Annotated in this window: 17 protein-coding genes, 2 pseudogenes and 1 riboswitch; of the genes and pseudogenes, 12 read left to right on the forward strand and 7 right to left on the reverse strand. The window is 44.3% G+C overall.

Annotation, left to right across the window (positions count from 1 at the left end):
• Positions 1–111 precede the first annotated feature (111 nt).
• From eutB to WD019_RS19330, 9 genes are all read left to right on the forward strand, one after another.
• A complete protein-coding gene (gene eutB, locus WD019_RS19290; protein WP_425712524.1) occupies positions 112–1,110 on the forward strand; it encodes a hydroxyectoine utilization dehydratase EutB in 999 nt (332 codons plus the stop codon).
• Between the two features lie 35 nt (positions 1,111–1,145).
• Positions 1,146–2,852, forward strand: a complete 1,707-nt coding sequence (locus WD019_RS19295) for a PucR family transcriptional regulator (RefSeq protein WP_425712525.1) — start codon at positions 1,146–1,148, stop codon at positions 2,850–2,852.
• Between the two features lie 174 nt (positions 2,853–3,026).
• Positions 3,027–4,211 carry a M24 family metallopeptidase gene (locus WD019_RS19300; RefSeq protein WP_425712526.1) on the forward strand — a complete coding sequence of 395 codons (1,185 nt, stop codon included), beginning with the start codon at positions 3,027–3,029 and terminating at the stop codon, positions 4,209–4,211.
• 17 nt (positions 4,212–4,228) lie between these two features.
• A complete protein-coding gene (locus WD019_RS19305; protein ID WP_425712536.1) occupies positions 4,229–5,236 on the forward strand; it encodes a cyclodeaminase in 1,008 nt (335 codons plus the stop codon).
• Positions 5,233–6,429 carry a cystathionine gamma-synthase family protein gene (locus tag WD019_RS19310; RefSeq protein ID WP_425712527.1) on the forward strand — a complete coding sequence of 399 codons (1,197 nt, stop codon included), beginning with the start codon at positions 5,233–5,235 and terminating at the stop codon, positions 6,427–6,429. The genes WD019_RS19305 and WD019_RS19310 overlap by 4 nt, the downstream gene beginning before the upstream one ends.
• Positions 6,430–6,454: 25 nt before the next feature.
• Entirely contained in the window at positions 6,455–7,696 is a 1,242-nt protein-coding gene (locus tag WD019_RS19315) for a M20 metallopeptidase family protein (RefSeq protein WP_425712528.1), read from the forward strand.
• Positions 7,686–8,741: a homoserine dehydrogenase gene (locus tag WD019_RS19320; protein WP_425712529.1), complete on the forward strand. Its 1,056-nt coding sequence runs from the start codon at positions 7,686–7,688 to the stop codon at positions 8,739–8,741. The genes WD019_RS19315 and WD019_RS19320 overlap by 11 nt, the downstream gene beginning before the upstream one ends.
• A 23-nt stretch (positions 8,742–8,764) precedes the next feature.
• Positions 8,765–10,198 carry an aldehyde dehydrogenase family protein gene (locus tag WD019_RS19325; RefSeq protein ID WP_425712530.1) on the forward strand — a complete coding sequence of 478 codons (1,434 nt, stop codon included), beginning with the start codon at positions 8,765–8,767 and terminating at the stop codon, positions 10,196–10,198.
• 67 nt (positions 10,199–10,265) lie between these two features.
• Positions 10,266–11,735, forward strand: a complete 1,470-nt coding sequence (locus WD019_RS19330; RefSeq protein ID WP_425712531.1) for an MFS transporter — start codon at positions 10,266–10,268, stop codon at positions 11,733–11,735.
• Positions 11,736–12,139: 404 nt separating this feature from the next.
• On the opposite strand, the gene dapA is transcribed toward WD019_RS19330, so the two are convergent.
• From dapA to WD019_RS19360, 6 genes are all read right to left on the reverse strand, one after another.
• Complete coding sequence (gene dapA, locus WD019_RS19335) at positions 12,140–13,027, reverse strand: 4-hydroxy-tetrahydrodipicolinate synthase (protein ID WP_026678275.1); 888 nt, start codon at positions 13,025–13,027, stop codon at positions 12,140–12,142.
• A 127-nt stretch (positions 13,028–13,154) separates the two neighbouring features.
• A riboswitch (Lysine riboswitch) is annotated at positions 13,155–13,334 on the reverse strand.
• A gap of 82 nt (positions 13,335–13,416) precedes the next feature.
• A complete protein-coding gene (locus tag WD019_RS19340; RefSeq protein ID WP_026678274.1) occupies positions 13,417–14,049 on the reverse strand; it encodes a response regulator transcription factor in 633 nt (210 codons plus the stop codon).
• Entirely contained in the window at positions 14,042–15,082 is a 1,041-nt protein-coding gene (locus WD019_RS19345) for a sensor histidine kinase (RefSeq protein WP_026678273.1), read from the reverse strand. Before WD019_RS19345 ends, WD019_RS19340 begins: the two co-directional genes overlap by 8 nt.
• Positions 15,079–15,813, reverse strand: coding sequence for a cell wall-active antibiotics response protein LiaF (gene liaF / locus WD019_RS19350; RefSeq protein ID WP_425712532.1), 735 nt, complete (start codon positions 15,811–15,813; stop codon positions 15,079–15,081). Before liaF ends, WD019_RS19345 begins: the two co-directional genes overlap by 4 nt.
• A gap of 171 nt (positions 15,814–15,984) precedes the next feature.
• On the reverse strand, positions 15,985–16,629 hold the full coding sequence (locus WD019_RS19355) for a PspA/IM30 family protein (RefSeq protein ID WP_425712533.1): 645 nt from the start codon (positions 16,627–16,629) through the stop codon (positions 15,985–15,987).
• Positions 16,630–16,663: 34 nt separating this feature from the next.
• Entirely contained in the window at positions 16,664–17,011 is a 348-nt protein-coding gene (locus WD019_RS19360; RefSeq protein ID WP_425712534.1) for a flagellar basal body rod protein, read from the reverse strand.
• A 390-nt stretch (positions 17,012–17,401) separates the two neighbouring features.
• Between WD019_RS19360 and WD019_RS19365 the strand changes: the two genes are divergently transcribed.
• Positions 17,402–18,199: an ABC transporter ATP-binding protein gene (locus WD019_RS19365; RefSeq protein WP_425712535.1), complete on the forward strand. Its 798-nt coding sequence runs from the start codon at positions 17,402–17,404 to the stop codon at positions 18,197–18,199.
• 252 nt (positions 18,200–18,451) lie between these two features.
• A complete protein-coding gene (locus WD019_RS19370) occupies positions 18,452–20,425 on the forward strand; it encodes an LTA synthase family protein (protein WP_154657990.1) in 1,974 nt (657 codons plus the stop codon).
• A gap of 78 nt (positions 20,426–20,503) precedes the next feature.
• Here the strand turns inward: WD019_RS19370 and WD019_RS19375 are convergent.
• A pseudogene (locus WD019_RS19375) lies at positions 20,504–21,077 on the reverse strand (pyridoxamine 5'-phosphate oxidase family protein).
• A 150-nt stretch (positions 21,078–21,227) separates the two neighbouring features.
• Between WD019_RS19375 and WD019_RS19380 the strand changes: the two are divergent.
• Positions 21,228–21,326 (forward strand): annotated as a pseudogene (locus WD019_RS19380) (FAD-dependent oxidoreductase); the annotation flags it as partial.
• Between the last annotated feature and the right edge of the window lie 72 nt (positions 21,327–21,398).

The following is a 21,398-nucleotide window of genomic DNA, read 5'->3' on the forward strand; positions in this document are numbered from 1 at the left end:
TTGTATGAAAATAAATCACATTTGTAGTCACTTTTACGATTTGATTTTCGAAAATTCTAACTATATAATCTGAAAAAGTAATCGTCTTTATTGCTCGAGGGAGGGAAAAAAGTGAATCAAATAAAAGAGAAAAGTATTTGCACAGTGACGATTCGCGACGTTTGGCAAGCACGAAAGCGCATCTCGCAGCTCGTAAGGAAGACGCCTTTAATTCAATCATCGATTCTATCAGAAAAAGTCGGCAGACCGGTTTTTCTGAAGCTTGAGACGGTTCATGAAATAGGTGCATTTAAAGTAAGGGGAGCAGCCAATAAGATTTTGTCATTAAGCAAAGAGGAACAAGCCCGTGGAGTGACCACGTTTTCAACCGGGAATCACGGGATGGCTGTTGCCTATGTTGCCAAAAAACTCGGCATAGACGCTGTAATTTGCATTTCTCATCGTGTACCTCAAGTGAAGGTTGATGCACTCAAAAGATTAGGGGCACGGCTCGAAATTTATGGAGAAAGCCAGGATGATGCAGGAGAACGGTGTTTTCAGCTGCAAAAAGAAAAAGGATTAACCGTCATCCCGCCGTTTGATGATCCTTTTGTCATTGCTGGACAGGGAACAATTGGGCTAGAACTATTTGAAGATTTGCCTACGATTCAAGAAGTCATTGTACCTTTATCTGGAGGAGGCCTGCTTGCCGGCGTTGGACTGGCTGTAAAATCGGCTGACCCGAACATCAAGGTAACGGGAGTGTCAATGAATCATTCTGCCGTGATGTATGAAAGCTTACAAGCAGGAAAGCCTGTCAAAATGGAAGAAAAGGATACGCTTGCCGATAGTTTGCTAGGCGGGATCGGGCTTAATAACCAATATACTTTTAAAATGGTGCAGCAATACATGGACCGGATTGATCTCATTTCCGAAGAAGAAATTGCGTCTAGTATGGCCTTTATGATGGATTACCACCGTATCATCATCGAAGGGGCGGCGGCAACGGGAATTGCTTCGGTCTTAAGAGAGGGAGCGAAAGAAGGAAGCGGCGATGTTGCCATTATTATGAGCGGAAATAACGTTGACCTCTCCGTGCTCGCCGATATCATAAAAAAATATGTTCATTAGCTTGTTCGGTTAATTTTCTTGGAGGGTGAATGGTGATGTTAACAGTCAAGGACGTCTTAAGTCTGGAGATTATGGGAAGCGCCAGGGTGAGGTCGGGAAAAGGGGTAGTAAACGAACGTTGTGTGCAATGGATTTCGGTTATAGAAATGCCCGTTGAAAACTTTGTCCGGAAAAATGAATTTGTGCTGAGCACCGCAATCGGTTGTGGGGATGACACCGATACGCTAAAGCAATTTGTCCAGGATATTATTGATTCAAATGCATCAGCACTTGTCCTTGCTTTAGGCCGCCACGTCTTTTCTATTCCGAAAGAAGTGCTGCAATTAGCCGAAAGACAAAATTTTATTATTATTGAACTTCCATGGGAGGTTCGGTTTGCGAATGTCATTCATGATGTCATGCAACAATTAAATGGTTTGCACTATAAAGAGCTAGAACAATCGGAAAGAACGCAGCAGCAACTCTTGAAGTTAATTTTACAAGGAGCGGAATTGAACCAGATTGCAAGATTTGTTCAGGAAAATGTAGAATGTCCGGTAGTCATTACCGATCATGCAGGAAAAATCAAAGGGAAAAGCCAACATGCCCATCCGGCAATAAAAGAATGGAAAGACCCGCTCACATCAGGGAAGATTGTACTCGCTAACACCTCACTCTTTTCTAACGATCCGATGTTTCAAAAAATCAAGAAGGTAGAAATGGCGGAAACAACACTTCTTCAGTTACCGATCATGAAACCGCCGCGTGATGTCCAGGGGTATTTATATGCCCTTTTGCCGGCGAAAACATCTGTCGAAACCTTTTTGACACAAGAGCGGGTAAATGTGTTGGAGCATGCAGTGACAACTGCGGCGCTCTGGTTTTCTAAGGAAAACGCGATCGAAGATACAGAAATGCGCCTGCGCAGTGATTTTATTTTGGAACTTGCGACTGGTGAATTTTCGTCAGGAAATCATGCAAAATCAAGGGCAAAATCCCTTGGTATGAATTTAAATGTTCCATACATTGGAATAGTTGGTTTCCCGGAAAACTTAAGGGCGCTTTTCCAGAAGCGGAATGAAGATGTGAATTCTTATGACCACTGGCATGAAAACATGATTCATTATATTGAGGAAGAAATCGAATTCGCCGTTCAATCGTTAAATCGAGAAGTAATGGTCAGTTCACAAGAAGGGCATATCATTATTTTTTTAGAAACCCGGGCTGATAAAAAGGGTGAAAACGTTAATGATTTATTAGATCTTATAGAGCGCCGCCTGCGCCACTTACTGCCGGAAGTCGCCATATCATGGGGCATTGGAAATTACCACGAAGGGCTTAACGGTTTTAGAAAAAGCTATGAAAATGCGAAAGTTGCTTTAGAGATCGGAAGGCGGCAAAAAGGACGAGGGAGGCGTGTTATGTATGAAGATACACGCATTGACCGCTTGCTCTTAAGTCTGGCAGACAATGCCGATATTAAAGAAATAGTTGAATCAACGATCAAACCTTTAATCGAATACGATGGCCAGGGAAGCATGGATTTAATTGAAACGTTTATCTCCTATAATCGCAATCACGGAAATGTAAGCCAAACGGCAAGATGTCTAAACTTGCACAGACAGTCACTGCTCTATCGCTTACGGAAAATCGAATCATTAACGGGGCTTTCCCTCATCGATCCCGACAATCTTTTTTTGCTCGATTTAAGCATTAAAATTTGGAATATTGGAAACGCCGAAAAGAGAAAGGTATTAGAGTGAAAGGATGCGCTATCATTCGCATCTTTTTTCTTTTTTGTACAGTTTGCAAGAATTGTTTTCGAAAAATTCATACAGTTGGACGGATGATTAAACGGCTGCTATTTTACTATGATAAATTTGTAGATAGACTATTCGAAAAATTTAGATACTGTAAAAAGAACAGGAGGGATTCTCATGTCATTTACAATAGCAGAATACAAAGCGCGCATTCAAAAAACGAAAGAAAGGATGGCAGCCGAAGGAATTGAAATTCTCCTTATTACTGACCCGGCAAACATGAACTATTTATCTGGCTATGACGGATGGTCATTTTACGTTCACCAAATGTTAGTCGTGATCATCGATGAAGAACAGCCTTTATGGATTGGCCGGGGGCAGGATGCGAATGGGGCAAAGGTAACAACATGGATCTATCATGAAAACATCATTCCATACCCCGATGATTACGTTCAGTCCGATACGAAGCATCCGATGGACTTTGTTGCTGACATTTTAAAACAAATCGGCCAGGAAAAACGGACGATCGGGGTTGAAATGGAAAACTATTATTTTACTGCCAAATGTTATGAACAATTGAAAAAGGGACTGCCAAATGCAACGTTCAAAGACGCCACCTTGCTCGTCAATTGGGTTCGTATTATTAAAACGGACTCGGAAATTGAATATATGAAACGCGCAGCTAAAATCGTTGAAAAAGCGATGAAAATCGGGATTGAATCAATTGATGCCGGAGTGCGCGAATGTGACGTGGCGGCGAGCATTTTCCACGCGCAAATCACAGGGACGGAAGAATTTGGCGGAGACTATCCGGCGATTGTACCGCTTTTGCCTTCCGGCGAGAAAACATCAACACCGCATTTAACTTGGACGGATGAACGATATAAACCGGGAGATACCGTCATTTTGGAACTGGCCGGTTGTTACAGGCGCTATCACTCTCCGCTTGCCAGAACCGTAAACATCGGAAAGCCGCACGAAAAAATGAAAACACTTTCAGATGTTGTCGTAGAAGGCTTAAACGCCTGCCTGGATGCCATAAAACCAGGCATTACGGCTGAAAAAATTGAAGAGGTCTGGCGGAAAACGATTGAAAAAAGTGGAATTGTGAAAGAATCACGGCTCGGCTATTCAATGGGGCTTAACTATCCCCCGGATTGGGGCGAGCATACGGCAAGCATTCGTAAAGGCGATCAAACGATTCTTGAGCCAAACATGACGTTCCATCTTATTCCGGGCATCTGGCTGGATGATTACGGGTTTGAAGCGAGTGAATCATTCCGCGTTACAGAGACCGGCTGTGAAACGTTCGCTTCGATTCCGAGGGAGCTTTATATAAAAGAAAGCATACTAGCAAAATAGTCCGGTGAGGTGAGATGATGTTTATTTTTACAGAGCAAGATATCAAACAATACGTTCAATTAAACGAAAAGGCATTAGAAGTTGTCGAAGAAGGATTTACGAAGCTCGCAAAAAAGGAAGTTGTGATGCCGCCGATCATGCGGGTCGACATCTATGATGAAAATGGGGAAGTAGACGTGAAAACGGCGTACGTGAAAGGAAAAGACAAATTTGCGATCAAGGTTTCGTCTGGCTTTTTCAATAACTACAAGCTCGGCCTGCCAAGCGGCAATGGGTTGATGATGTTAATTAGCACGAAGACGGGGATGCCAGAGGCGCTGCTTTTAGATAACGGCTATTTAACCGATATTCGGACAGCGGCAGCTGGAGCGATTGCTGCCAACTATTTGTCAAAAGAAACGATAGATACAGTTGGCATAATTGGAGCGGGCGGACAGGCGCGGTTTCAACTCCGGGCGTTAAGGCAAGTGCGCAATTTCGGAAAAGTTCTTGTCTATTCAAGAACGGCTGAGAGGGCAACCGCATTTGCAAAAGAGATGTCAGAAGAGCTCAACATTGAAGTAATAGCGGCTAAAAGTGCTGAAGAGGTTGTGAAAATGAGCGATACGGTGGTGACAACGACGCCGTCAAAAGAGCCTGTCATTCAAGCGGAATGGCTTCATCCAGGGCTTCATATTACAGCAATGGGATCAGACGCCGAACATAAGCAAGAATTGGACGTCCAAGTATTAGCCAGGGCAGACAAGCTCGTTTGTGATACGAAGGCCCAGTGCATGCGGTTAGGAGAACTCCACCATGGCGTGGAGAAAGGAGCCGTTGCCGATCTGTCATCCATTATCGAGCTCGGGCAGATTACGGCAAAAGAAGCTGGCGGCCGTGACAATGATCAACAAATTACAGTCTGTGATTTAACCGGAACGGGTGTCCAGGATACGGCGATTGCTCTTTTTGCCTATGACGAATTGGTAAAGCACAATGTCGGCATAAATGTGGAAAACAAAACAATTGATGGGGTGATCATATGACAAATCAAGAAAAGATTGGGACGAAAACCGTATGGGCCGGAGAAAGCGAATATTTAGTTCATGGCGCAACACAAGTGCCAGTCGTTCTCAGTGTTTCTTACGGATATGATGATATGGATGAATGGTATGACGTCGCGATTGGAAAGAAAAAAGGGCATATATACGGACGCAACACAAACCCGACCGTACAGGCATTTGAAGGTAAAATAAAAGCACTTGAAGGAGCGGAAGCGGCAACGAGCTTCTCTACCGGAATGGCTGCGATCAGCAATACGCTCTCAACATTTTTGTTTCCGGGCGACCGGATTGTCTCGATAAAAGATACGTATGGCGGGACGAATAAAATTTTTACAGAATTTTTGCCGCGCCAGCAAGTGGAAGTCACTCTTTGTGAAACCGGCCATCATGAACAAATCGAGGCTGAAGTGAAAAAAGGCTGCAAAATTCTTTATTTAGAAACGCCGACGAATCCAACCGTTAAAATAACGGATATCGAAAGAATGGCAGAAGCTGGACACCGTGCGGGCGCACTTGTGATCGTTGACAATACGTTTGCCACGCCAATTAATCAGAACCCGCTATCTCTTGGTGCAGATCTAGTCATTCATAGTGCAACGAAGTTTTTAGGCGGTCATGCCGATGCCCTGGGTGGCGCAGTGTGTGGCCCCAAACACCTTATTGAGCAAATTTATCATTATCGTGAAATTAATGGGGCGACGATGGACCCGATGGCAGCGTATCTTATCTTGCGTGGTATGAAAACGCTTCATCTCCGTGTCCGCCAGCAATGCCAGAGCGCCATGAAAATTGCGAAGTATTTACAAACGAAGTCGATTGTTGAAGCCGTTTATTATCCCGGGTTAGAAACGCATCCGAATCATGAAATTGCCAAAAAGCAAATGGCTGATTTTGGTGGAATGCTTAGCTTTTCGGTGAAAGGTGGTGTCGATACAGTGAGAGACTTGTTGCCAAAGTTAAAATATGCCAACCGGGCGGCGAACCTTGGAGCTGTTGAAACGATCGTCGGTCCGGCGCGGACGACGAGCCATGTCGAATGTACACCTGAAGAACGCGCAGCCATGGGAATTCCGGAAGGGCTAATCCGCTATTCGTGTGGCATTGAAGACGCCGAAGATTTAATTGCTGATCTCGAGCAAGCTTTTGCCCGGGTAGAAAACTCAATAAAAGTTTAACCTGCCCACAAGGAGGGGATCAACAATGGCGGTTCAACTGATCAAACAGGCAAATGGATTGTCTGAACAGCTCATCACGTGGCGGCGGCACTTTCACCGGCATCCCGAACTTAGCTTTCAAGAGTTCGGGACGGCCCAATTTGTTGCGCAAACATTAAGGGGCATGGACGGAATAAAGACGGAAACAGGGATTGGGGTTCATACGAGCGTGATCGGAACATTATCGGGCGGAGAAGGGCCGAAAATCGCGATACGTGCCGATATGGACGCCCTCCCCATTCAAGAAGAAAATCCGGAAGACTACCGCTCGCAAAACCCCGGAGTGATGCATGCGTGCGGCCATGATGCTCACACTGCCATTTTATTAGGTGTTGCCAAACTTTTGAGCGAACGCTTTAAAAGCGGTGAATTAAATGGAACGGTCAAATTCATTTTTCAGCCGGCCGAGGAAAGCACAGATGAAAACGGATTATCCGGCGCTCCGTATATGATTCAAGCTGGCGCTTACGACGGCGTTGACGCTGCGATTGCCCTGCACATGTGCCCGTGGCTTCAGGTCGGCGAAGTCCAGGTAAATGATGGCTACAGCATGGCCAATGTTGACGTTTTTCAAGGAAAAGTTTTTGGGACAGGCGGGCATGGTGCATACCCGGAGCTCGGGACCGACCCGGTTTGGATGCTCAGCCCCGTCCTTCAGGCCATACACGGCATTGTATCGCGAAAAGTTTCCGCGTTAGATGCGGCGGTTGTGAGCATCGGCCAGGTGCATGCCGGGACGGCGAGCAACATTATCCCGACAGAAGTTACCCTTGAAGGAACCATCCGCAGCTATTTACCGGAAGTAAGAGATTTGCTGTCTGAGGAAGTCGAAAGAGCCTTTGCGCTTGTAGAACAATTGGGCGGGCGGTATTCGCTAGAAATTGAGCGCGGAGAACCGGCATTAAACAATGACAGTTCCGTAAACGGGTGGATTCGAGAGACGATCCGCTCTCTCTACCCCGAATTTAAACTCGTTCAGCGCCCGTTTGGAATGGGCGGCGAAGACTTTGGCTATGTGACGGAAAAGTTGCCGGGAGCGATGTTTTTTCTCGGCTGCGGGCTGCCAGATGACATTCGGCGCGACCTTCATACTCCCATTTTTAACCTTGATGAAGCGTGCCTGCCGATAGGCTGCGCGATCCTGGCTGAAACCGCAAGGAGGTTTTTAACAGGAGAGGTTCGATTACAGAAAAATAGTGAAGCGGGGGAAGCTGTCTATGAAACATAATTTGGCATTCATTGGTTTTGGGGTTGTTGGCCAGGGATTAGCTGAAATATTACGAGATAAAAAGGAGACACTTCTAAAAGAATTTGACCTTGAACCAACCATAGTAGCCATTTCCGATCTGATGAAAGGGGCGATCTACCATCCGGACGGACTCGATGTCGATACGGTACTGCAAGTGTTGGGCGAAACAGGCAATCTCGAAAACTACCCGAACGTACCTGGCCTTGTCACAGGATGGGACAGTTTTCAAACGATCCGCGAGACAAATGCCGATACGATTGTTGAAGTTTCATATACTGATGTGAAAACAGGTCAACCCGCCATTGACCATTTACGATCCGCTTTTGAAAATGGCAAAAATGTCATTATGACCAATAAAGGTCCTGTCGCTTTAGCCTACAGCGAACTTAGCGAACTTGCGAAGAAAAACGATGTGTACTGGGGCTTTGAAGGAACTGTCATGAGCGGGACGCCGGCGCTGCGAATGCCGGCTCTGGCACTGGCGGGAAATGAAATTACAGAAATTCGCGGCATCTTAAACGGGACGACCAATTACATTTTGACGAGAATGGAAGAAGAGGGGCTTTCCTATGAAGCGGCTTTAAAAGAAGCGCAAGAGCTAGGGTTTGCGGAAGCGGATCCGACAAGCGATGTGGAAGGCTATGACGCAAGATACAAGATTGTGATTTTAGCAAATGATGTGATGAAAATACCGCTCAAAGTAGAAGAAGTGCCGTGCAAAGGGATTACAAGGATTACCTTAAAGGACATTGAAGAGGCAAAAGTGGAAGGAAAACGGTGGAAGCTGATCGCAAAGGTCCAGAGGTCCGGAGATCATGTGGCAGCGGCGATTAGGCCGGAAAAAGTGGATATCACCGATCCGCTCGCATCCATTTGCGGAGCCGTTAATGCGATTGCGTATGAGTGCGATTTATTAGGAACTGTCACATTAAGCGGTCCGGGAGCAGGGAAAATAGAGACAGGCTTTTCCCTCTTAAGCGATTTAATCGCGGCTCACCGCAGGGCAAAGCTAGTTCGTACTTAAATCTACGAAAGGTGGGGTTTATTATGACAACTCAAGTTTCTGGCCGAAAGATGTATCTTGCAGGAAAATGGGTAAGCCGCGATCGAACCATTCCCGTTTACGACCCTCAAGATCACTCGATCATCGATACCGTACCTGCTGCAACAAAAGAAGATATGCTTCAGGCAATTGAAGCGGCAAAAATTGGCGCAAAAGCGGCGGCGAATATGCCTGTCCATGAACGAATGGCAATCATCCAAAAGGCAGCCGACTATATAGAGGAAAGAAAGGAACTATTTGCCCGGACGATTTCGCGCGAAGGCAGCAAAACGATCCGTGAAGCCTATAAAGAAGTGAAACGGTGCATCGAGACGCTTCGCATAAGCAGCGAGGAAGCACGAAGGATTCAAGGGGAAACGATTTCGTTTGACCAAATGCCTGGAAGCGAAAATCGCGTCGGCTATTATTACCGTTTTCCGATCGGCATCATCGGTGCCATCACGCCGTTCAATGACCCATTAAACCTTGTCGCCCATAAAGTCGGGCCGGCCATCGCTTCGGGAAACGCGATCATTGTCAAACCGGCAACGGTAACGCCGCTCAGCAGCCTATTGCTCGCGGAAGCATTTGCCCGGGCCGGCCTTCCTTCAAATGTGTTATCGGTCGTAACAGGATACGGGAATGAAATTGGCGATGTGCTTGTGACCCATCCGGCTGTGCGCATGATTTCCTTTACGGGAGGACTTGAAGCCGGCGAAGAAATTATACGTAAGGCGGGCATGAAGAAAATCGGGATGGAGCTTGGTTCCAACTCCCCCGTTATTGTTTTAGAGGACGCCGATTTACGGGAAGCTGTTGAATCGGCCGTATCCGGTGCCTTCTGGGCAGCGGGGCAAAATTGCCTTGGCGTACAGCGGATTTACGTTCAGGAAAGTGTAATGGATGAATTTCAGCAAGCGTTTGTTGAACGAACGAGGAGCTATCGAGTTGGCGATAAGCAGTCGGAGCTGACCGATATGGGTCCGCTAATTACCGAAAAAGAAGCGATTCGCGTTGAACATCTCGTAAATGAAGCGATCGAAAAAGGGGCCGTATTGCTGACGGGCGGGGAGCGCAATGGCGCTTTCTATTCACCGACCGTTTTAATAAACGTCCCTGACGATTGCACGATTGCAAAGGAAGAAATTTTTGGCCCGGTCGTCCTCCTCTATTCTGTTCCAGATCTCGATACCGCGATCCAGGAAGCGAATGATGTGAATTACGGATTACAGGCGGGCATTTTTACAAATAACATCGAGAAGGCATTCCGTGCGATTAAACAGATGGATGTCGGCGGGATTATGGTCAACGACTCTAGCGACTACCGAATTGACAGCATGCCATTTGGAGGCGTGAAAGGGTCTGGACTTGGAAGGGAAGGAATCAAATTTGCGATCCAGGAAATGACGGAGCCGAAAGTGGTTTGCTTCAAATTATGAACGATTAACAATGAGCAATGAACTGCAAGAGGGTGATTACAAATAATAAAATGAGGAGGAACCTTCATTGGAATCATTGAAAAAAGAAGATATCACCATTGTTAATACAAAACTTGCAAAACAATCCGTCATTGCTACTTCGCTCGGCAACGCTATGGAATGGTTCGACTTCGGGCTCTATTCTTATTTAGCGGTTACTATTGGAAAAGTTTTCTTCCCGGAAATCGACCCTTCCGACCAATTGATTTATGCATTAGCGACTTTTGCTATTGCTTTTATCTCACGCCCGATTGGCGGTCTTGTTTTTGGCATGCTGGGAGATCGTTTCGGGCGCAAAAAAGTCCTGTCTCTTACGTTAATTATGATGGCTCTTGCGACATTAAGCATCGGTCTTATTCCGAGTTACGCATCCATTGGAACGGTCGCGCCAGTCTTGTTGATGATGGCAAGGCTGATCCAGGGATTTTCAACAGGAGGGGAATATGCGGGAGCCATGACATTTATCGCAGAATCAACGCCGGATAAAAAACGAGGCTTTATGTCGAGCGGTTTAGAGGTGGGCTCGCTCATTGGCTTTTGCGCAGGCGCTTCGCTGGTCACTTTGATGACATTCCTTCTTGGCTCTGAAAGGATGGTTGATTGGGGTTGGCGGATTCCATTTCTAATTGCTGGCCCTTTAGGGTTTATAGGGCTGTATTTTCGGTCCCGGCTAGAAGAAACCCCTGCTTTTAAAGCGATGGTCAAAGCCGAAGAAGAAGAAAAACATCGTGCTTCTCTTAAAGAAATTGTTACCGACCATTGGAAACCGTTGTTAATTTGCGTAGGAATCGTCCTCTTTTATAATACAGTGAACTATATGCTGCTTACTTATATGCCAGCTTACTTAACACAGGAACTTCATTTTGGAGAAACAAAAGGATTAATGTTGCTCATTATCGTGATGGTGATCACAATGCCGATTATCCTTGCATTCGGCTATTGGAGCGACCGCATTGGGCGTAATCGCATTATTAAGGGAGCTTTAATTGGCATTGTTCTCCTTAGCATCCCAATCTTTATGATGATCGGTAACGGCAATAGCTTTATTGTTTTTTGCGGGGTGCTTCTCCTTAGCGGTTTGCTCGCTGCTTTCCAGGGGACGCTTCCAGCGACGCTACCTTCATTATTTTTTACGAAAGTGCGCTACGGATCACTTGCTATTACGTACAATGTCTCAACCTCTTTATTTGGAGGGACGACGCCTCTTATTATCGCCTGGCTCGTCAGCATTACGAAGAATCGCATGTTCCCCGCTTTTTACTTGATGGCTGTTTGTCTTTTCGGACTCATCATTGTCTCCTGTTTTGTCAAAGAAACAGCGGGCAAATCATTGCGCGGATGCCAGCCGATCGTTGAGGATCCGGATGAAGTAAAAGAAGTTTTGAAAAATCCGGCTCGAGCCCTCTGGTGGAAAGAAGAAGACCATGAAGCAAACATGGTGGCAGCGGATGAGAGAAGTCACGGGATCAAGCCTAAAAAGGGGAAGATATACGGATAAGACGAATGGCCGAATTAATAGCGATCCGTAGTGGATAAAGAGCGCTTTTTCTTACGAAGAATAGATCGCTTCCGCTGGCCCTTATGCCGTAAAAAACAGAGGATGTCCAAAAGTTCTGCTTTTAGGACATCCTCTTTGCATGAATGTTCAGATTGACAGCGATATTTGCTGTTTTTTGTTCAATTATGGCTCAAATTCGAGCAGATCTTGTCTATACTTCGGGGGATCACCCGTTTATTTTCCGAGCCGCATCATTCATTTTCCAAACTGCAGAATTTATTTTCCGAATTACAGATTTTATTTTCTATACCGCAAATTTTATTTTCCAAATTTATTTTCTAAACAGTAAAATTTATTGTCCAAACCAGCTGGATGATTGTCCGAAGACAGTTCAGGCAGCTTGTTCAGCGTACAGGCTCTAAATTGATTTGCTCGAGTACGTTTCGTAGCGCCATTTTTTCTTCTTCGTTTAAAGGTACGAGTGGTAAGCGGACGTCTCCAACATTTACTCCTCTTTCATTTAAAGCGAATTTCACCGGCGATGGGCTTGGCGCGGCAAATAATGCTTTCATAATTGGAAGAAGGCTGCGGTGTTTGGAAGCAGCATCCTGCACGTCACCGCTTCTAAAGCGATTGATCATATCTTGCATTTCATTGCCAATGATGTGTGACGCCACCGAAACGACGCCTGCTCCACCAATCGAAAGCACCGGCAAGGTTAATCCATCATCGCCACTGTACAATGTGAAATCATCTGGCGTTTTTTCAATCATCTGCGCCATGGCATCCAGGTCGCCGCTCGCTTCTTTGATTGCGACAATATTGTCGATTTCAGAAAGGCGGATGACCGTTTCTACCGACATATTGACAACACTTCGACCCGGGATGTTATAAAGCATGACAGGCAATGGCGTTGATTCGGCAATCGCTTTAAAGTGCTGATATAATCCTTCTTGAGACGGTTTATTATAGTATGGGGCAACGAGCATAATGCCGTCTGCTCCCGCTTCTTCCGCTTTCTTTGTTAAGCTGATGGAAGCTTTCGTATTATTTGATCCAGTGCCGGCAATGACCGGAACCTTTCCGCCAGCCGCTTCTACTGTAACTTTAAATAACTCAACTTTCTCTTCCAGCGTCAATGTAGGAGACTCCCCGGTTGTCCCGGCCACAACTAATCCATCAGAACCATTATCAATTAAATGATGAACTAAAGTCCTCACGGCGTTAAAATCCACTTCACCATTTTGATCAAATGGAGTGACCATCGCTGTTAAAACTTGGCCAAAATTCATAGTTTCACACCCTTATATAGTTTTTTATAAGCTTGAGGGATCAGGGCCATCTATTTGCAAACGCAAAAAAGCAACAACGAGGGATTCGCTGTTGCAATAGGAACAAAATTGGTCCATTCGTCACCATGCATGAGATAGCCCTCCATATAGTTTCCTATATGACAGTTCTGTATTTATTCAATAGCAGAACCAGCTTCAAGAAAATGAGATTCTTTTCCGCTTCGGCAAATTCCCCTTTCCACAATCGTCATTGGCTCTCATTCTCCTCGTATTGTGTACTAATGGTCTTTGCTCCTCTATCCTCACTTCAATCGTATTGAAGAAAAGAAATGATTCAATTTGTTTTACTATAACAAGAGATTCCTTATCTTGCAAGGATAAATTAACAATCAGTCCGCTAGCGAATGCTTGAAAGCATAAATGACTGCCTGTGTCCGGTCTTGAACATTCAGCTTGCTTAAAATGTTACTGACATGGACTTTCACAGTCTTTAATGCGATAAAAAGATCATCTGCAATTTCCTGGTTCGTTTTTCCTTCGGCCATGAGAAGCAAAACTTCCATTTCACGTTTTGTCAGTTCCTCATGGGGCAATCGCCGCTCTTTTTGCCGCATTTTCGTCATCATTTTGCCGGTCACTTCCGGCTCCAATACAGATTGGCCATGGTAAGTAGAGCGGATCGCTCTGGCGATTTCGCTCGCTTTCGATGTTTTCAGCATATAGCTCATCGCACCTGCCTCAATCGCAGGATACACCTTTTCATCATCTAAAAAGCTGGTGACTATGATGATTTTTGCATCCGGCCATTGTTCGATAATTTGCTTCGTTGCTTCAATGCCGTCCATCTCCTCCATGACTAAATCCATCAAAATAATATCCGGACGCAAGCTTAAAGCGAGTTCGACCGCCGTTTTTCCATTGTCGGCTTCGCCGATGACTTCAATGTCCGGCTGAGCGGATAAATAGGAAGAGACGCCAATCCTCACCATCTCGTGATCATCGACAAATAACACTTTAATCATTGTCCTCCTCCTTTATCATTGGGACTTTGACCTCCAGGCGGGTCCCTTTATTAACAACGCTGATGATTTTTAGTGTTCCACCAATTTCCGCGGCGCGTTCATGCATGTTTTGCAACCCATAAGACCCCGTTTTTGTTTGTTCTACATTAAAGCCGATGCCGTCATCGGAGATGCGCATAATGACAAATTGATCGCGCTTGATTAGAAGAACGTCCAATGAAGTCGCTTTCGCATGTCGTAATGTGTTGGAGACGGATTCCTGAAGAATGCGGAATAAATGGTCTTCAATCCCTTTGTCAAGCGCCATTTTTTCAACCTTCCATTGAATGTTCATCGGGACTTTTTGCTGCAGCTCAATTAAAAGCTCCTGAATGCCTTCTTGAAGCGATTTTCCTTTTAACGCAACGGGGCGAAGATGAAGGAGCAGGGCCCGCATTTCCAGCTGTGATTGTTGAATCATTTCTTCCACTAATTTAAGCTGCTTCGTCTCACGGTCATCCGAGAGCGGTCTTGATTCAGTAATCGTGGACATAAGCATGGAAGCCGCAAAGAGCTGCTGGCTGACGGAATCATGCAGTTCCCTTGCCAGGCGGTTGCGCTCCTCAGAAACAATTTCTTGTATCCGTTTTTCAAGAACCTCCGCTTTTTCGTTCGCCATTTTTTGAGAGACCTTAGTTTGCTCGGCAAGATGCTTCTTTATCTTTTCAATTTGAGAAAATAGTGAATCGAATTCCTCAAGCTTTGCCTCTCGGTCAAATTCTGATTGCTTCCCTTGTTCCAACTCACTCAAAGAGTCTTCAACGAAACGTAACTGTCTTTGCCAAAAATATCCGGAAACAAGACCGAATAGAAGTCCGATAAGGATGCTCAGCACAGGTACAAAAATGGCAAACGGGAGGTTCCATAGCCTGCGGTCCCATAGCCCTGTCCAATCTGATAATGGATAAGCGATGAAAAACGTAACGACAAGCGCGAGAAACACAATCAATGAAAAAAGAATTCCGGTTAAAATTTGCCGCTGCATAATGCTCATATTCGCTTCACCTCTAAATTCCCAGTGATCATAGAGGTGATGATCTTGATTTTCTGCACCGAGTCGCCATAGCCCGGCGTTTGTACGTGGAGCGTTTCGTTAAACAATCTCGGTTCGCGATAGTCAAAAACCGCCATTGATCCTGCAATGATGGAATGGTGAACGGAAACTTCCACATCATACGGAACGAGAATTTGGACGTTGCCGACAAGATTTCGGATCGAAATGACGCATTCTGATTTAGGGAGAATCGTATTGCTTAAATCGATGACTGTATCGCCAATGCCGGTTTGAATGTTAATGTCATTCCAGTCGTATACATGATCTGTTGTCTTTTGCTTTCCAAAAAGAACATTTTTTAATACGATCGGCCGCCTGCAAACTGCGTCCTTTCCCTGGCTGTCCTCTTGTTCTTGCAGAATGGGCCTTATATAATCGGGCTGTTTTTTAGATTGGGCAAAATGGATAATGACATAAAGGAGAATGGCTAATACGAAAAATTTAAAGGCGACCATATTGACGACCGTAATGACGCCAGTGATGACGCCAAACCAAAAAAAGAGTTTGCCCCACGTTTTCGATAGCCGCTTTTTCCCAATGTAGATAAACGCCATAGAAAATAACAAAGAAAAGATGAGACCCCAGCCGAAAAGGATAATCTCAATAAAAATCAATATGATGCCAATAAGAAAAACCCAGCTGAAAAAATCGGATTTTATTCTGTTCAACACGGGGTTCACCTTCTTTCTTTTACGAATAAAAAAGTATAGCTGCTTACTCGGGGCATAAGGACAACAGCAATAAGGACTCGCGTTTTTAAAAAGCCGCTGGATGCGTTATGTATGGTATGGCAGCAGAAAAAGGCGCAGAAACCTACGCCTTATTAGTCTACCACGAATTTGTTAAGAATTAGAATTTGTATCGCTTGATTTTAATTCTTTTTCTAATTGGGCGATCCGGGCATCAATCGTATTCCGATGGTACGACGTATTAACTTGATGCTCTAATCGGTTTAAATACATTTCAGTCTCTTCAAAACGGGAGAATGGTTTGCTCATGTCATTGGCCTGGAGCACTTTATTCATCCGGTAGTTGGCGCGGGCAATATTTTCCCGGCCCATTAATTCCATTCGTTTAATGTGCATTTCCTTTAACTTTCGCTTCATTTCTTCATACTTCTTTTCCAGCTCTTCCAATTGGCTGTTTGCCTGTCCGAGGGAAGCTTTAAGCCGGGAAGTTGCATCTTCATAGTACGCTTGCTCTTTTGCTGCAAATTCATACAGCTCATTTTCACCCGCTTTTAGCGCAATTTCGGCCTGGTATTTACGCTTTTCGGCAAAATCTTGCGCTTGCTGATATTCGCGGGTGAATTCTTCTTTTAATAAATATTGGCGCTGAATCAGCTCCCGAACCTTCTCGACTTCTTGCTCGCACCGGCGCAAGTGCTGGTTGAGAAGAGCAATCGGATTTCTCTGCTCCTTTTTGTCTAATAGTTCATGAAGGTCGGATTGAATCGATTCTTTTAAACGTGTAAATAAGTTACTCATTCTTTATCGCTCCTTTATAAAATGATTGTGTTTCTTAATCAAATTGCTTTAGTTCTTTCCATTGCTTTTCAAAACTTGTAAAAGGATCTTCCGGTTCTTTATCGACCGACTTGTTGTCATTCCACTGTTTGTAAACAACGTAGAGAACCCAGATTGCGATCAGTCCAATAATGGATGGGACATTGGACACGGAAGCGCATAAAGCGATCAGCCCGATGATGGCCCAGCCGATTTTTCCTGACGTTGTTTCGGATCTCATAAATTTTTTAAACGCAAAGTAGAGAATGACAAGGCTTATCGCAAGCCCGATCATTGGACCAAGATTGGCTAATAGCACAATTGCCGCAATCCCTCCAACGAGAAGCAACCCGAATTTTTTCATTTGCATTTCCTCCTTTCAAGGGCAAGCTTGGCGGCTTTTAAGCAAGCCGCCGCCGCTTTCTATGTCTCTATCCTACCTGGATTCCAATTGTTTCATAACGAGCTTCGGCTATATTTTGGAATAGGTCCTGGGGCGTAGAGAGAATAGGCTTGTGTCGGATCCGGGCGGTTTGGCTGAATGATAGTCCATATCGGCTGAATTCGTGTTCAGTTTGGCGGAATTATGGTCTGAAACGGCTGAATTCCTGCTCAAATTGGCGGAATTATGACCCGCATCGGCTGAATAAATGAAAAATGGTGGACTAAATCACGGACATGTATTGATATTTCTGGAGCCATCTGTTTAAATTATCAGTAATTTCAATCAACAAGGATGAAAGGGGAGAACAGCATGGACAATGTCATCCATTTAGAAAATGTATCGTGGATAAGAGAAAAAAAAGAACTGCTAAAAAACATTGATTGGCGAGTGAAAAAAGGGGAGAATTGGGCGCTTTTAGGATTGAACGGATCAGGGAAAACATCGCTCCTCAATATCATTACAGGCTATCGTTGGCCGACGACTGGAAGTGTCCAGGTACTTGGCCGCCGTTTTGGGGAAACAAACATCCAGGAATTGCGGAAATCGATCGGATGGGTCAGTTCATCATTACAGGAAAAGTTGCACGGGGCTGATGTTGCCCAGGAAGTCGTCATTAGCGGGAAACATGCATCAATTGGACTGTATGAGGATATAACGAGAGAGGATATCGACCGCGCCTTATTTTTATTGGAGTTCATGGGAGTAAGCCATTTAATGAATCGCTCGTATGAAACGTGTTCACAGGGCGAGAAGCAAAAGTTGCTGATCGCAAGGGCTTTAATGGCTGATCCAGAAATTTTGATTTTGGACGAGCCTTGTAATGGGCTCGATTTGTTCTCGCGCGAAAAGCTTTTGGAAAGTATTCATGAATTGGCACAAACCCCGAATGCACCGACTTTGCTTTTTGTAACACACCATATTGAAGAAATTCTTCCTGTATTTGGGTATACGCTATTGCTCCGCCGCGGAGAAGTTTTTTCGGCCGGGAAAACGGAAGAAGTATTAAAAGAAGAGAATCTTAGCGCCTTTTTTGAGCATCCTGTATCTGTTCTGAAACACGGCGAGAGGATTACCGTTCAATTAGGCAAACAAAATGTTCATCAATAAGACACGTTCGAGCAGTATAACAAATTGACTTTTTTTATAAAGTGAAGTTAAAATGTAATATAGATTTGTCCTCTCTTGTGCTTTTCAAGAGAGTTTCTTATTTTGGTAGGTTTTATTTTTCGAAGAACAGTAATAAGTTTATAGAGGTTGATCAAACATCCGGGATCCCTCCATACTGCGCAGGCGAGAGTTTTCCCGGAGAGGCCAGTCCCACGTGTATTGGGCAGTCTCTTGCAACGCTTCAAACTTTACTTGATTAAAAGAGGTGAAAAAGTGAAGAATTTGCGAATGAAGGGCCAGAATGTATTAAACAAGCATCTTGGTTTTTTCTTTTTAGCTGTCGTTTTGTTTTGGCTGAAAACATATGTCGGGTATCTTACGTCATTTAACCTTGGCATCGAAAACACGATGCAAAAATTCTTATTGTTCATTAACCCGATTAGTTCAGCAATTTTCTTTTTTGGACTTGCTTTATTTGCAAAAGGAAAAAGAGCCTATATTTGGATCATTATCATCAACTTTATTTTATCGTTTATTTTATACGCGAATATCGTCTATTATCGATTTTTTAACGATTTTATCACGTTGCCGACGCTAACCCAAACAAAAAATTTCGGCGATCTTGGCGGAAGCATCTGGGAATTGTTGAAAGTGTATGACCCTTTATATTTCCTGGATACGATCATTTTAATCGTTCTTGTTGCGTTTAAATTGGTCAAGCCGGAGCCTGTTCGCGTAAGCCGCAATAAGATCGGAATCGTATTTGCGATGGCGATTGCCTTTTTCAGCACGAATCTTGCGCTTGCGGAAACCGACCGCCCGCAATTGTTGTCAAGAACATTTGACCGAAATTACCTTGTGAAATATTTAGGAACATTCAACTTTACGATTTATGATGCTATTCAGAGCACAAAGTCATCCGCGCAAAAGGCATCTGCCGACTCCAGCGACATGACGGACGTTCTGAATTACGTAAAAGCATCATACGCAAAGCCGAATCCTGCTTATTTCGGAAAAGGAAAAGGAATGAATGTGATTTACATTCATCTTGAATCCTTCCAAAACTTTTTAATCAATTACAAACTCAATGGACAGGAAGTAACACCTTTTATTAATTCGTTTACGAAAGATAAAAACACATTGTATTTCGATAACTTTTTCCATCAAACCGGACAAGGAAAAACGTCGGATGCCGAATTTATGTTAGAAAACTCGTTGTTCGGCTTGCCGCAAGGGTCCGTTTTGACGACTAACGCGCGCAATACGTTTCAGGCGGCTCCTGCCATTTTAGGGCAAAAAGGGTATACATCTGCTGTCTTCCACGGCAACTATAAAACGTTCTGGAACCGTGACGAAGCATATAAATCGTTTGGATTCGATAAATTCTTTGACGCTAGCTATTACGATATGAATGACAACGATGTTGTCAACTATGGCTTGAAGGATAAGCCTTTCTTTAAAGAATCGATTCCGCTTCTTGAAACGTTGAAGCAGCCGTTTTACACGAAATTTATTACGTTATCGAACCATTTCCCATACCCGATCGATAAAGATGAAGCATCGATTGAGCCTGCTACAACAGGGGATGGATCAGTTGACCGTTATTTCCAAACGGCCCGTTATTTAGATGAAGCCGTAAAAGGATTTGTCGATTACTTGAAAAAATCCGGTCTATATGACCACTCTATTATTATTATGTACGGAGACCATTACGGCATTTCTGAAAATCACAATGAAGCGATGTCGCAAATTATGGGCAAAGAAATTACGCCATTTGAGAATGCCCAATTGCAACGGGTGCCGTTAATCATCCACGTTCCGGGCATGAAGGGTGGCGTCATGCATCAATATGGAGGAGAAATCGATGTTCTTCCAACATTGCTTCACCTTCTTGGTATTGATACGAAAGATTATGTCCAATTCGGAACGGATTTATTGTCGAAAGAACATCAACAGATTGTTCCTTTCCGCAACGGAAGCTTCGTGACGCCTAAATATACCGCCGTAAATGGAAAATATTTCGATTCTAAAACAGGCGAGCCTGTTGAAAAGAACGACGAGATCAAACGGGATGAAGAAACGGCGCAGAAGAAACTACAAATTTCCGATAAAGTTGTCTACGGAGACTTGCTTCGTTTCTACACACCGAAAGGCTTCAAACCGGTCGATCGCGATAAGTATAACTACAATCACCGGAAAGATGAGAGCCCGGTAAATAATAAATAAAAAGAAGATGGCCAAAAGAACACCTTCGTGTGGACTTTTGGCCATTTTTTTTAATTAAAATCGATAGACCTTCTCCGTTTAGTCTTCATAAATACCATGTTGAGCTTTTTTCCCCAATGGAGTAATCAGTCCATCCATGCTTACGAAATTTTTCTCATGATGATATTCCTCAATGCCTTTTCGCCTTTTTGCTCGCCCATAGTTTCAGTGTGTCTCGCTCTCCGGCATATGAAAAAAAGGGTACGCTATATCCACAAGAAGTTTTCACTGCATGTATGGTGGCGTAAATCATTTGCCGTGCGCCCGGGATAGGTTTGAAATGAGGAATGAGCTCATCCCATTCCAAAGTCCCTGGAAGAATAACACGCCCTTTCCCATAAAGGCGAAGGATCATTGGAGCGCCTTCAAAAGCGACAAACATGAATGTAATTCTGCCGTTTTCCTCAAGGTGGGCACTCGTCTCATTTCCGCTTCCCGTCAAATCAAGGTAAGCGATTTCTGTCGGCGAAAAAATGCGCAATACATCATATCCCTTTGGCGACAGGTTAACATGGCCGTCCTCATTCAATGGCGCCGAACCGACAAAAAAGAGTTGCTGCCTTTTAATGAAATCCTTATGCTGTGGAAGTATTTCCGAAAATAGCTTTCCCATGACTTCCCCTCCTCTTTTTCTTTCTTTTTTATTCGGTTCACCTGTACACATTACCTTTTTGATTAAAAAATGAGGTGAAACCGTTGTTGATCTGTCACAAATCAAACCGCTATCTCGTTATAGTTGTAAAAGCGAAAAAGGGTGATGATGATGAAAAAGTTTGATGTGGCAATCGTAGGCGGAGGAATGGCAGGGCTTTCGGCTTCTATTTATTTGGCGAAAGCGGGATTATCGGTCGTCGTCTTCGAACACCTCGTTAGATCTGTGAAATGAGGAAAAACGATCACGAATCGTTACATGATTTAAAATGATTTTGTTCTC

This window comes from Fictibacillus sp. Mic-4 (assembly GCF_049843615.1).
GTDB classification, from domain to species: Bacteria; Bacillota; Bacilli; order Bacillales; family Fictibacillaceae; genus Fictibacillus_A; species Fictibacillus_A gelatini.

Coding starts and splice junctions, on each gene's coding strand:
- WD019_RS19315 (WP_425712528.1), top strand. CDS start 6,455: ATGGCGGTTCAACTGATCAAACAGGCAAATGGATTGTCTGAACAGCTC.
- WD019_RS19325 (WP_425712530.1), top strand. CDS start 8,765: ATGACAACTCAAGTTTCTGGCCGAAAGATGTATCTTGCAGGAAAATGG.
- WD019_RS19295 (WP_425712525.1), top strand. CDS start 1,146: ATGTTAACAGTCAAGGACGTCTTAAGTCTGGAGATTATGGGAAGCGCC.
- WD019_RS19320 (WP_425712529.1), top strand. CDS start 7,686: ATGAAACATAATTTGGCATTCATTGGTTTTGGGGTTGTTGGCCAGGGA.
- WD019_RS19305 (WP_425712536.1), top strand. CDS start 4,229: ATGTTTATTTTTACAGAGCAAGATATCAAACAATACGTTCAATTAAAC.
- WD019_RS19360 (WP_425712534.1), bottom strand. CDS start 17,011: ATGAAAAAATTCGGGTTGCTTCTCGTTGGAGGGATTGCGGCAATTGTG.
- WD019_RS19300 (WP_425712526.1), top strand. CDS start 3,027: ATGTCATTTACAATAGCAGAATACAAAGCGCGCATTCAAAAAACGAAA.
- WD019_RS19310 (WP_425712527.1), top strand. CDS start 5,233: ATGACAAATCAAGAAAAGATTGGGACGAAAACCGTATGGGCCGGAGAA.
- WD019_RS19365 (WP_425712535.1), top strand. CDS start 17,402: ATGGACAATGTCATCCATTTAGAAAATGTATCGTGGATAAGAGAAAAA.
- WD019_RS19345 (WP_026678273.1), bottom strand. CDS start 15,082: ATGAGCATTATGCAGCGGCAAATTTTAACCGGAATTCTTTTTTCATTG.
- dapA (WP_026678275.1), bottom strand. CDS start 13,027: ATGAATTTTGGCCAAGTTTTAACAGCGATGGTCACTCCATTTGATCAA.
- WD019_RS19340 (WP_026678274.1), bottom strand. CDS start 14,049: ATGATTAAAGTGTTATTTGTCGATGATCACGAGATGGTGAGGATTGGC.
- WD019_RS19355 (WP_425712533.1), bottom strand. CDS start 16,629: ATGAGTAACTTATTTACACGTTTAAAAGAATCGATTCAATCCGACCTT.